An 11,805-nucleotide genomic window follows, 5' to 3' on the forward strand; every position below is an offset into this window, starting at 1 on the left:
TCAGACATAGCGCGTGATCTTCAGCTGGACCTCATAATGATAGGACGAGCCCAGGAAGCCCGCGTCGTGGTCGATCTTCCAGGTGAGAATCTCGGTCTCCTGGCCGCGAACCGGAATGTCGATGTCGTATTGACCGAGCTGGTCATCCGCATCGAAACTGCGGATCCCCTCGACGATCATCGCGATGTCGCCGGCGGCGCTGACGGCCTTTCCTCCGGTGCCGACTTTGCCATTGACCTTGGCCAGGCGGCCGCCGATGGCGGAGGTCAGTTGTGCCGTGTCGCTCCAATCCCGTCCGTCGCTGTCCTCGTCGTAGGCGACGGCGGAGATATGCACGGCTTCCACGCCGGCGGCGGGCCCGTCGAAGAATACTCGGCCCTGGTCGAAGTCGTGCCAGGCGCCGTCTTCGGCGATGTCGACGGGTGGGGCGACATTGCCCCACGCCGCTGCCGGCGCGAACTGCGTTTCGGGCAGGCTGGCACCGCCGACCACGTAGAACTCGTCGTGACCCAGATCCTCGGTGGCGGTGCTCATGACCTTCAACAGTTCCACGCGGATCTTCGCCGGCGGCGGGGAAGCCGGGGCGGCAGCCGCATTCTCGTCGTCCTCGCCGCCTGAGCAGGAGGCGATACCGACGCCGGCGGCGACAACGACGGCCACGCCGCCGATGATCAGTCCCAGAGGAATTCGCACACCTATCATGCTGCTCGATGAATGAGGGTGGCAATGTCCTCTGTTTCGCCACGCTAAAGCGGCCGGTCAGCACAGAAGTGTGCCGACTTCTCCGGCGCGCATACGGGCATTGTCTCCGACACGACAATTAGGCCGCGGCAAACGCCGGCGATGTGTCCCGCCGTCGACGGCTGGGATCGGAGCTGACTGCCGTCGTCAATGCGACGTAGTTGTGGGTCGGTCGCGGACCACTGTGGTCAGATTGCCGCGTGACCGATGACCACAGCATCAATATTGCCGCGACCTGCATAGGGACGCGTGCTCTCGGCCCAGGACGTCGCTCGGTGGTGTGGGTGCAGGGCTGTCCGTTCGACTGCGATGGATGCGTTTCTCCGGAGTGGATTCCGCAGCGGATCGCCCATCAGGTCACGACTTCCCGCCTGACGACGGAGCTACTGTCCGATTCGGAGGTCACCGGGCTCACCTTCTCGGGCGGCGAGCCGATGCTTCAGGCCGAAGCGCTGGCCGAGCTGGCACGGCATGCTCGGCGTGTGCGGGACATCGACATAATCTGCTATACGGGATTCACCCTCCAGCGGCTGCGACGGATGCCCGCACCAGGTGTCGCCGAGTTGCTGAATGAGGTCGATGTGCTGATCGACGGTGTATACGTGGCAGGCCTTGACGATGGCCGCGGACTGCGCGGAAGTTCGAATCAGCGCATTCACCACCTGTCCGACAGGCTCGCCGAACACGATTTCGAGACGAGCGCACGTTCGGTCGAACTGCGGATCTCATCGGGCGAATCACTGATGGTGGGTGTCCCCCCGTCGGGCCTGCTGTCCGCGTTGGATGCGATCGGCGGACCCGCGGGCGCGGTTCTGAGCGCGAATGGGGGCGACAGGTGAGCGGCCGCAAGCGCATCGTCCTGGACGAGTCGGCGTTCTTCGACGTCCGGCGGCAAGCGGAACTGCTCAGCGACGTACGGCGCAACGCGCCGCAGTACTATCAGGCGATCAGCGAGCAGGTCCAGCAGCAGCTGCGAGCGGCTGTCGAGGACGCTGACGCCCGGCTGGCCGCCGCCGACGAGGTCGCCGCCAACCTCAGTTCACTCACCAGGCAATTGGAACAGCGCACGAACGACGAGTTGCGCGGTGAATCCGTGGCCGATGACGGCCGCGCGGCTGAGCTCGTGCGGTTGCGCGAGGATCAGGCGGCGGTCACGGCGCGTCCCGAGGAGGCCGCTCGAGCTTGGCTCGCCGACGCCACCGCGATGAGTGAGCTGATCCGCACGACACTGCCGCACGAGCAGGTCCTGCCCGGTGAGCTCGATCGGCTGTCGGCCAGGCTGGCGATGGCGGTCCACGATGTGGAGCAGCGGCATTTCGCTTCGGCGATCAGCGTGGCGCAGAACGCCTACCTCGACCTGAGCGACGTCCGCCTCAAGATCGAAAATCTGGAGCGGGAACGCATTGCCGCGCAGGCCTCGGCACTGCGCGGACTCTACCTGGTCGAAGCGCTCGTCCGTGACAACAGGACCCACGTCGTCGAAGTCGCGGGCGTCGAAGGCGTGCCGATCTCGGCGACGATCGACGTGGACCACTGGACGCAGGGTGAGCTGGGTGATCTCGCCGAGACGGTTGCCGATCGGATTGCCGCGGTCGGCGCCGGGCACCATCCGATGACAGCCGCGGAACTGGTCCGGATCGCCGATCAGGACGTGCCCGCGCTGGAGAGCCGGCTTTCCGACGTCGTACAGCGTGCCGGACTGCGTGCGCTGGCGTCGCAGCTCCGAGTCAACTACGCCGACCTGGTGGCCCGCAGCCTCGAACGCCGTGCCGGGTACACGCTCGTCGACGGCGTTTACATGGGAGAGGACCTGCGGGGTGCGTACGTCGCCAAACTCCAGCACCCGGACGGCAGCGAGATCGTGGTCGATGTCACCCCGACTCCGGGTGACGACGCCAGTTGCGTGGTGCGGCTGCACTCCTTCGACAGCCACGCCACCGCCGACTACGTGCTGCGGCAGCGGGCCCAGGCCGTAGCAGCCGAGCTGCGGCATGAGGGTGTCCCCGTGGCCGATCTGCAATCCGAGGCACAGCGGGCCGACCCGGGCATGCGGGACTTGGAGGCGTTGCGGCAGGGCGCTGCTGGCACCCTCTCATCAGCGCGGGAGCTGCCTGGATCCGGGCCGGCCTCGGCCGGCCCGGCGCAGGTCCCCGGGCCGACGGCGTGACGGGGCGGGTGACGAGCGCCGTCGCGGCAGCGGGCGTCGAACGCCTGCCGCGCCTGCGGGCGTCCGGGGCGGATCCGCTGCTGGTGCTCTACGGCCCAGGTCTGGACGACATGTTCGCGGGGCACGACTTCGTGTTGCGCGGGATCCAGGAGTCGATGCTGGACCTGCTGCGGGCGGAAGGCTTCGAATGCGTCGTGTTCACCGGCGCGCGTGAGCCGATCTTCTTCCGCGACGACGCCTCTCGCGCCGCGTTCGGGCCCGCTGAGCGGGCCGAGCCGGGCCGCCGCAGCCGCATGCGGCCCGGGATGGCCGGCCCGTTCGGCGATCACGTGCTGCCCGCTGCGGCCCGGCCCGCCGGCACACCGCCCGCAGACCGCTCGACAGGCCTGTCCGACCCACACTGGATCATGCTGGTGGATCACGCGATGCGCAGGGTGAGTCCGCGCACGGCCGTGGTCGTGACCCACGCGGAGGAGCAGCTCACCTACCTCGAATCGGACCGTGATCTCGCCGGGGTCTTCGCCGAGTGGCTGGAGCCCGGCCGAGTGTCCGGCGCCAACGCCTGCATCCTCATGTTCCGGCAGGACAGCCTCGACGACATCCGCGAAGTCATCGGCACCCGTCGGCGGCTGCCCCGGCTGGAGCGGTTCCTGCGCGACTCGCAGCGCCGGCACGGCGCGCTCGCGGCCACCCGGGTCGGCCCGCCCGAGGAGGCGGAGATCCGCCGCCTGGTGGAAGTCTCCCGGCTGCGCGACGGGCTGCGGGTGGGCGACTGGACCGCGCTCGCGCAGACGGTGCGGGTCATGGCCGGTGCCGACGACATGCGGCTGCGCGACTGGAACCACTGCCTGCGCGTGCTGGCTGCCGAGGAGGTGCCGCTGAGCGTGCGGGAGCTCGCCGGCCGGGGCTGGGTGGCGGCAGCCGACGGCGACGGCCCGGGCGCATGGGCACGGCTGCAGGCGATGCCGGGCCTGCAGCCCGTCAAGGACCACATCGAAGGGTTGCGGGAGCTGGTGGCCTCACGACGGCAGCGGGCCGCGCGGGGCACCTTCCGGCGCGGCGAGGCCCCCTCGCTGCACATGGTGTTCCAAGGCAATCCGGGCACCGGCAAGACCACCGTCGCCCGCCTGATCGGCGAGATCTTCCGGGACCTGGGCCTGCTGCGCAAGGGCCATCTCGTGCAGACGACGTCCAAGGACCTCGTCGCGGGTTACCTCGGGCAGACCGCGGGTCGTACGAGCGAGGTGATCGACCGTGCGCTGGGCGGTGTCCTGTTCATCGACGAGGCCTATGACCTCACCGAGCAGGGCGAGTTCGCCGACCAGGCCGTCGCGCAACTGGTGGCCCGGATGGAGGACGAGCGCGGCGACCTGCTGGTCATCGCCGCCGGTTACCGGACGCGCATGTCGTCGTTCCTGGCGGCGAACGAAGGTCTGGCCAGCCGCTTCGGCAAGGTCGTCGACTTTCCGGACTTCACCGGGTCGCAGCTGCTGGCCATCGCCCTCGGCCTGCTGCGCGAACGCGGGCTGACGTGGGACGGCGCGTTCGAGGCCCGGCTCGGTGATGTGCTCGAAGGCATGTACGTCGCGCAGACCGAGGGCTTCGGCAACGCCCGTTCCGCCCGCCAGGCTGCCGACGACATCGAGACCGCGTGGGCCCGCCGGGTCGGCGCCAACGTGTCCGAGCCGACGTGTGACGTCGATATCCCCGCGGAACTCGCCGAATACGCGCCGACCGCCGCGCCGTCGCCGGAACTGGTGCTGGCCCGGTTCGACGACTACGTCGGCCTGGATTCGGCCCGCAAGGTTTTCACCGAACTCATCGGTCGGCTGCTGCTTTCCCAGCGCCGTGGCGCTGTCGGGGTGCCGGCGCCGCACCTGCTGTTTCTCGGGCCTCCCGGCACCGGCAAGACGACCGTGGCCCGGCTGTGCGGGGACCTGTTCCGATCGCTGGGGCTGCTGCGGCGGGGCCACGTCGTCGAAGTGACGCGGGCGGATCTCGTCGGGCAGCATGTGGGCGAATCCACGCAGCGCACGATGGCGGCGATTCAGCGTGCGGTCGACGGGGTCCTGTTCATCGACGAGGCGTACACGTTGTCCCGGGGCGCGGGATGGGACTACGGCCACGAAGTCATCGACGTGCTCGTCCCCGAGATGGAACGGCTGCGGGGCCGCCTGGTCGTCATCGCGGCGGGCTACGACGATCTCATGGAACAGTTCGTCGCCGACAATCCCGGCATGCGCAGCCGATTCACGGAGCGGGTCGCTTTTCCCGCGTACACGGTCGAGCAGTTGATCGAAATATTGCGCCGCATGGCGGCGGCCGCCGGTTGCACCGTGACGGATGCGGCGGCCGCGCGGGCCACCGTCTGTCTGGCGCGGGCGCAGCGCAGCCATCCCGACGGCTTCGGCAATGCGCGCGCGGTGCGTCGTCTGCTGGAACGGATGGAGGCCCGGATGTGGGCGCGGCTGCACGACGACGACGACCCGTTCACGTTCCTCGCCGACGACGTGCCCGATGATCTCGGCTGACGGCGACGCGGCCGGCTGCCCGGTCTGCCGGATGGTGAGCACGGCGGACGTCTGCCCGTATTGCGGCTGGACGCTGCGCACCCACTGGCGCGCCGGGCCTGCTTCGGCCGCCGCGCGACAACGGTTCACCGCCGAGCTCGCCGACGCCTGCGGTGACTTCGACCTGGACGCGGCGCTGCGGGCGGCGGGCCACCCCGGGCCGGTCGACGACGGCGTGTTCGCCGGTCTGCAGGCACATTTGCGCGGCGGCCCGGTCAGCGAAGCGCACCGCGCCGCACGGGTGCGGCTGATGCCCCTGCCCGCCGACACCCGCGACGAGTACGACACCGCGTCGCACATGATCGAGATCGACCAGGACGGGGTGTGCCTGTCCGAGGGCACCCGGACACAGGCGTCGACGTGGACGGAGCTGTTCCCGCAGCTGGCCTCCGACGAGGACATGCGCCGCTTCCAGCTGGCCGGAGGCATCGGGGTCTCCCCCACGGCCGGGCAGGACCTGCGTGCGGCCGTGGCAGCCGGTTTGGTCGGCTTCGAGGGCGGCCAGGGCGTGTTGCTGGTCTGCCACACCGCGGACTGGCTGGTGCCACGGCTGGCCCTCGAGGTTCTCACCGAGCGGTACCCGTCGTCTCGGGTGGTGCGTACCGGCCGAGGGCGTCGCCTGTCGTTGTCGATCACGACCGGTCGCCGGCTCACCGCCGCGGCCGTCACCGCCGGACTCGTCGCCGCCGGTGACGGAACCGGGCACGTCATGGCCTGGCAGTTGCCGGAGGGACGGCAGGTCGCCGACAGCCAAGGCGCCGACACCGCTCGGGTGACCGCGGTCGCCTGCTCGGGGCGCACGATCGTGACCGCGGACGCCGCCGGCGTGGTCCGCGCCGCCGGTCGGCAGATCGCCCAGCATCCCGGCTGGGTCGCGGCGGTGCGCGCGCACACCTCAGCGGTCGTGAGCGTCGGCGACGACGGCGAGGTCCGGGTGACGCCGTGGGATCCGGACGCCGTCGTGGCTCGCCGGATCGTGGTCGGGCGGCTTGCCGCGTCGGCACTGGCCGTCAGCGACGACGGCATGATCGCCGTCGGCGGTGACGACCAGACGCTCCGGCTGCATGACCTGCACACAGGCACGCAGGTCGGGGCGATGGTGACCAGCTCGCCGATCCGCAGCGTGGCATTCGGCCGGCAGGGCGCGGTCGTCGCCGCCGGATGCGCCGACGGCACGGTGCGCGTGTGGCGCACCGTCGGTCAGGACCTGGGCACCCTGCGCGGCCTGACCGGGGCGGTCACCGCCGTCGACGTGCCCGGCGTCGGCCAGGTCGTCGCCGGCGACAACCGCGGAACGATCGCGTGGTGGCCGGGGCGGCGCCTGGCCGAGCAGCCCGTGCTCGTCGGCAGCCATGAAGGCCCGGTACGTGCCGTCGGCATCGACGCCGACGGCCGGTTGATCAGCGTCGGCGGCGACGGGCTGATCCGGGCCTGGACGCTGCGGCAGCCGACGACGGGCTGAGCGAACGGATGCGAGACACGGAACCTGGAGGTGGGATGAGCGAGCCACAACCCAAGGCGATGGCACAGATCTTTCAGAACTGGCTGGACGAGGTGTACCCCCACGCTGACCCGCAGGGCCACCTGCCCCAGCACCTCGCGGCGCAAAAGGGCCAGGAGCTCATCGAATGGACTCTGCGCAAAGCGTTCGGCGAGGATCACGATCCGCGTGCCGAGCAGGCACGGCATCTGCTCGGTGCGGTGAACGGCGTCTTCACCGCGATGCGCCGTGCCCACGTCCCGCAGCTGTACGCCGAGGTGCGCCAGAGTGAGACGCAGGGCTTGCGGGAAAGACTCAACCCGATAAAGCCGCGCCAGTACGACAACGCCAACATCCGCGACCTCGTCGACATGCGCGCGTTCTTCGTCCAGCTGGCCGCCGCGTTCCACGCTCTCGACCGCCTGTTCGAGCTGGCCGTCGCGCCGCCGCCGAAGAGTGAACGGCTGCCCTGGGGCGAGGACGTGGAACTTCTGCGCATGTTCCAGGACCTGTTCAGCGCCGATGAAACCCTCGCCCACGTCAAGATCGGCGAGCTCAAGGCGAAGCTGCGCCGACACGGCATCACGGTCCAGGACTTCGACGGAACCAACCCCGGTCTGTTCGCCGTCGGGCCGCACCCCGACCCGGACCGGACAACGCCGGAGACGACCCGTCCGGCTGTGCTCGGCGGCACCGCCCAGGGAATCTTCATGTTCGGCGAAGCACTGGCACCTCGACGCGAACCCACCACACCGCAGGCAGCGGCACCCGGACCGGCCCGAGAGGAACTCTGATGAACGATCCGCTGGACACCCTCGTGGTGGGGTTCGACCTGGGGCACGGCGAAACGGCGCTGACCGTGGTCCAGGCGCGGGAGGAGGCCGCACCCCGCGCCCTGGCGCTGACCGGTGCCCAGGGCAAAGGCCGTCAGCACATCACCGCCGTCGCCGTGCACCCGACCAACGGCGTGCTCGTCGGCGAAAGCGCCATCAACGACCACGTCGCCCAGCTGTATCTGACTTTCAAGTCACCACGGTTCGACGACCCCGCGATGAGCGTGCCCACCCGGCTGTTCGTCGAGGCGATCGTCAACGACGTCACCACGAAGGGCTCGGTCCGCAAGGACGGCGCCCGCCGCTGGGTGTTCGGCGCGCCGTCGGGCTGGACCAAGGACGCGCTCAAGGAGTACGCCAGGCTGCTGGCCGTACCGGGGCTCGACGACCCGTCCACCATGATCGAAGTCGTGCCCGAATCCCGGGCCGCGTTGCTCTACGCCCGCGACTCCGGGGAGGTGCCCGTCCGAGCGGGGCAGCTGTCCGGGTCGGTGCTCATCGTCGACGTCGGGTCGTCGACCACCGACTTCACCAGCGTCGTCGGCCGCCGCATGGCGCCCAGCGACCTCGGCACCGCGCTCGGCGCAGCATTGATCGAGCAGACGATGCTCACCCGCGCCATCGCCACCAGCCCTCAGCGCGAGCAGATCGAGGACGCTTTACAGGAAAGCCCGTTCCAGCGGCTTCGGCTGGAGGTGTTCTGCCGCCGGATCAAGGAGGAGTTCTTCCTCATCGATCCCGCCGACCTGGCCAACCCCAGCTCGGTGATCATCAAGACGTACAAGCTGGTGACCCGGACGGGTCCGATCTACTTCCAGGTCGAAGTCGACGTCGAGGAGATGACCGCCATCCTGTCCACGCCGCTGGCACAGCTCGGGGGGCGCACCTGGCCGCAGGCCTTCCGGCAGGACCTCGAGTCCGTCGCCGCCGGACTGTCCCGCCCGCCGGACTCGGTGCTGCTCACCGGCGGCGCCTCCCGGATGACGTTCGTCCAGGACATCACCAGGACCGTATTCGGCGCGGACGCCGTGCTGCTGGGGTCGGAGCCGGAGGTGGCCATCGCGCGTGGGCTGGCCCTGGCGGGCCGCATCGGTGTCCGCGCCGGCGGATTCCGGTCGGACATCACCAGCCTCACGACGGGCCAGGCGATCAGCGCCCTGGTCGCCGACCGGCTGCCCGACCTCGCCCAGCGGCTGGGCGCCGGACTCACCGAGGGGATGACAGAGAACTACGTCATCCCGGCGTTCAAACGGTGGCGCGCCGGAGGGATCACCACATTGCGCGACATGGCCGCCGAGGTCGCCGACCAGATGCGGGCCGAGATCACCAAACCGAACAACCCGAAGATCGCCTCGATCATCGCCGCGTGGCAGGACGAGCTGCAGCCGGACCTGGAGGCGCTCACCCGGCCCATCTGCAACCGCTGGCGAATCCCGCCGGCGGCGATGGCCCTGCCCCGGCACGCCGCCAGCGCCGGAGCCAGCGTCGACCTCACCCCGGACATCACCCCCGGCACGGCTGCGCTCGGCACGATGGCCACCGCGATCAACACCGTCGTGCTCGGCATCCTCGGGGCGTGGCTGATCGGCAGCACCAGCGCGATCGTGCTCGCGATGGGCCCGGTCGGGGCGGCCGTCGCGTTCATCGCCGCACTGATCGCCCTGGTCGTGGGCCGCGAGACGGCGCTGGAGAAGGCGCAGACGGCGAACCTGCCGATGACGCTGCGCCAGCTGGGCAGCGAGGCCACGCTGGTGCAGAAGCTGAGGGCGGCCGCGCCGACCGAGGAGAAGAGGCTGGCGGTGCGCCTGGCCAACGAGTTCCTCGAGGCTGAGGGGCCGCGGCTGGCGGGTCAGATCGCGACGAGCCTCGCCACCCGCCTGGAAGCGCAGGCCCGTGAGGCGGAACTCCTGATCAGCTGACGGCCCCGGGCCTGTGCGCGGCAGCCGGTCACGGCGTCCACGCCCGGGCCTGGGCCTGCTGATGCTGCCGGGCCGCGGCCTGGCCGAGGTGCCCGCCGAGCGCGGCGTCCACCTCGGCCAGCCGGTCGCGCACCTCGTTCAGGATCGCCAGCAGGCGGGTCAAGGACTCGCCCTCCGCACCCGGGGCATGCGGCAGGAGTGCGGCGGCGACCGCCCGATCGGCCTCCGCGTGCAGGCGTAGTGCGGCCAGGGTCTGGTCTCGCTCGGCGGCCAGGGCGGCATGTCTGGCCGTGGCCGCGTCGAGGTCGACGCGAGCGTTTCCCACTTCGTTTTCGAGGACGGCCAGACGGGCCTGCGCGTCAGCCGCCTGCGCCAGTGTCGCGCGCGCGGGTTCGGTCAGCACCGCGAGGCGCTGCGTCGACAGCCGCAGCAGGTCGGCCGTCGCCGTCGTCAGGCCCTCATCGACGGCACCGGCCACCTGCTCCAACACCGCCAGTCGCTCATCGACCACGGCGCGCTGCCCGCTCACCTCGTCCAAGGCGCCGACGAGCCGTTCCAGCCGCCGCAGCCGGCGTATGCGCTCCAGCAGCTCGGCGTGCTCCCCCGCGCGGACCCGCAGTTCCTGTTCGGACTCGCGCAGCTCATCGAAGGTGACACGCGCTGCGGCGACCTTGTCGGCGAGGTCCCTGACCGACGCCGCACGCTGGTCGACATACTCGTCGACGGCGCGCCCCGCGGACGCCTCGGTGAGCACGTCCGGGACGCGGGCAAGCGCGAGGACTGCGCCGCTGAGGGCCGCGTCGAGTCCGATGACCGCCTCGATCGCCGACAGCGGCCCTTCTCCTCGCGCGGTGCGCTCCACGGTGTGCTGCGCCAACTCGAATGCGAGCCGGAGTATCCGCAGCGCCGCGTCGGGCGCGTCGTCGGCGAGCGCCACCGTCATCTCAGCGCGCAGCTTCTCCGTCATCGAGCGCCTCCGGACGTGATGTCGAGGGATACCAGCACCGGCTCGCCGCGTGGAGACGGGCGCAGTATCAGCAGTCCCGGTCCGTGGTGTGAGGGCCAGAAACCGAACTGGTACAGGCCCGCGGGCACGGTTGACAGCGGCAAGGGCTGCCCGCGCCAGAGCAACGGCAGTTCGTCGCCGGGGCGGACCTCCACCGTGAGTGGGCCCTGCTGCGACAGCACCCACCCGGCCAGCGGTCGGCCCTGCTGCGCCAACGAGATCGTCTCGTCGACCAGCTGCCCGGCCAGCACGCGGTGGGCAGGCAGGGCCAGCGTCGCCGGTGAGGTGTCGGCCACGCGGACGCGGCCCTCGGCGATCGCCAGTGCGCCTTCGCACACCACGTCATCAGGCAGCGCCAGCGCGGCGGGGACGCCGAGCAGCGCGGCCACCGCGTCGAGAGCGTGGCCGTCGATGGGAGGGCCGAGGATGAGTGCCGGACCTGTCGCGCGGAGCCCGGCGATGGCCGCGCACACCGGCGCGAACCCGTCCAGCAGGTCACCGGCCACGACACGGCCGTACAGCACAGTCGTCCGGTAGCGCGACAGCTGTGCGGCGGCGGGGATCACAACCGCTGCCCGCCGCTGCTCGGCCGGTGTGGCCTGGCCGAGGACGGCCGCCAGATCCTCGACCGTGGCGTCGACGACCTCGGCTCCCAGCACGGTGACGGTGTCGGCTTCGCGCCTGCAGATCACGACGCTGACGGTGGTGGAAGCGATGTCGCAGACCGCGTACTGGCCATCGGGCGTGGTCGTGGCGCCGGCGACGGCGGCTTGTGCCCGCCCGACGGTCCGCTGCACCAGTGCGGCCCACTCATGCTCGAGCGCGCGGCGAGCGGCCTCTCCGCGCCGGGCACCGGCCAGGTCACCGGCCAGCCACGCGTCGGGCACGGCGGCGACCATGACAGACAGCTCGGTGTCGGCGCGGGCCGGGCCGCTGGTCGTGCTGACCGCGCCGGTCGCGTCGCGTGTCGCGGTCCGCACCGGCTGCGAACCGAGGTCCACCCCGACGTGCACGGCCACCGTCCTCGTGATTGCGTTGCGGCAGACGCCGAGCGTATCGAGGAAAGCGCGCGGCCGCGCACTTCGTCTC

9 protein-coding genes are annotated in these 11,805 nt (G+C 70.7%); 6 read left to right on the plus strand and 3 right to left on the minus strand.

Annotation, left to right across the window (positions count from 1 at the left end; all coding sequences use genetic code 11):
- Positions 1–693 carry a hypothetical protein gene (locus AB0B66_RS33975; RefSeq protein ID WP_360537748.1) on the minus strand — a complete coding sequence of 231 codons (693 nt, stop codon included), beginning with the start codon at positions 691–693 and terminating at the stop codon, positions 1–3.
- 248 nt (positions 694–941) lie between these two features.
- Here AB0B66_RS33975 and AB0B66_RS33980 point away from each other — a divergent pair, with 248 nt between their 5' ends.
- Genes AB0B66_RS33980 through AB0B66_RS34005 form a run of 6 tightly spaced genes read left to right on the plus strand, consistent with a single transcriptional unit; the run spans position 942 to position 9,710 of the window.
- Positions 942–1,580, plus strand: coding sequence for a 4Fe-4S single cluster domain-containing protein (locus AB0B66_RS33980; RefSeq protein ID WP_360537750.1), 639 nt, complete (start codon positions 942–944; stop codon positions 1,578–1,580).
- Positions 1,577–2,908 (plus strand): hypothetical protein, encoded by a 1,332-nt coding sequence (locus tag AB0B66_RS33985; protein ID WP_360537752.1) that lies wholly within the window; start codon positions 1,577–1,579, stop codon positions 2,906–2,908. The genes AB0B66_RS33980 and AB0B66_RS33985 overlap by 4 nt, the downstream gene beginning before the upstream one ends.
- 8 nt (positions 2,909–2,916) lie before the next feature.
- The gene (locus tag AB0B66_RS33990; protein ID WP_360537754.1) at positions 2,917–5,439 is read left to right on the plus strand and encodes an AAA family ATPase; all 2,523 of its coding nucleotides are present in this window, start codon (positions 2,917–2,919) and stop codon (positions 5,437–5,439) included.
- Positions 5,426–6,940 carry a hypothetical protein gene (locus AB0B66_RS33995; protein ID WP_360537756.1) on the plus strand — a complete coding sequence of 505 codons (1,515 nt, stop codon included), beginning with the start codon at positions 5,426–5,428 and terminating at the stop codon, positions 6,938–6,940. The genes AB0B66_RS33990 and AB0B66_RS33995 overlap by 14 nt, the downstream gene beginning before the upstream one ends.
- A 35-nt stretch (positions 6,941–6,975) precedes the next feature.
- Positions 6,976–7,752: a hypothetical protein gene (locus tag AB0B66_RS34000; RefSeq protein ID WP_360537758.1), complete on the plus strand. Its 777-nt coding sequence runs from the start codon at positions 6,976–6,978 to the stop codon at positions 7,750–7,752.
- On the plus strand, positions 7,752–9,710 hold the full coding sequence (locus tag AB0B66_RS34005) for a hypothetical protein (protein ID WP_360537760.1): 1,959 nt from the start codon (positions 7,752–7,754) through the stop codon (positions 9,708–9,710). Before AB0B66_RS34000 ends, AB0B66_RS34005 begins: the two co-directional genes overlap by 1 nt.
- Positions 9,711–9,738: 28 nt before the next feature.
- Here the strand turns inward: AB0B66_RS34005 and AB0B66_RS34010 are convergent, their stop codons facing one another.
- Both AB0B66_RS34010 and AB0B66_RS34015 read right to left on the minus strand, forming a co-directional pair.
- A complete protein-coding gene (locus tag AB0B66_RS34010) occupies positions 9,739–10,677 on the minus strand; it encodes a hypothetical protein (protein ID WP_360537762.1) in 939 nt (312 codons plus the stop codon).
- Positions 10,674–11,729 (minus strand): hypothetical protein, encoded by a 1,056-nt coding sequence (locus tag AB0B66_RS34015; RefSeq protein ID WP_360537764.1) that lies wholly within the window; start codon positions 11,727–11,729, stop codon positions 10,674–10,676. The genes AB0B66_RS34010 and AB0B66_RS34015 overlap by 4 nt, the downstream gene beginning before the upstream one ends.
- Positions 11,730–11,805: the final 76 nt, after the last annotated feature.

It is taken from the genome of Catellatospora sp. NPDC049111 (assembly GCF_040648615.1).
GTDB classification, from domain to species: domain Bacteria; phylum Actinomycetota; class Actinomycetes; order Mycobacteriales; family Micromonosporaceae; genus Catellatospora; species Catellatospora aurea.

What these genes read in the sequence shown, in the direction of transcription:
- AB0B66_RS33995 (WP_360537756.1), top strand. Translation starts at nt 5,426, where the DNA reads ATGATCTCGGCTGACGGCGACGCGGCCGGCTGCCCGGTCTGCCGGATG.
- AB0B66_RS34000 (WP_360537758.1), top strand. Translation starts at nt 6,976, where the DNA reads ATGAGCGAGCCACAACCCAAGGCGATGGCACAGATCTTTCAGAACTGG.
- AB0B66_RS34005 (WP_360537760.1), top strand. Translation starts at nt 7,752, where the DNA reads ATGAACGATCCGCTGGACACCCTCGTGGTGGGGTTCGACCTGGGGCAC.
- AB0B66_RS34010 (WP_360537762.1), bottom strand. Translation starts at nt 10,677, where the DNA reads ATGACGGAGAAGCTGCGCGCTGAGATGACGGTGGCGCTCGCCGACGAC.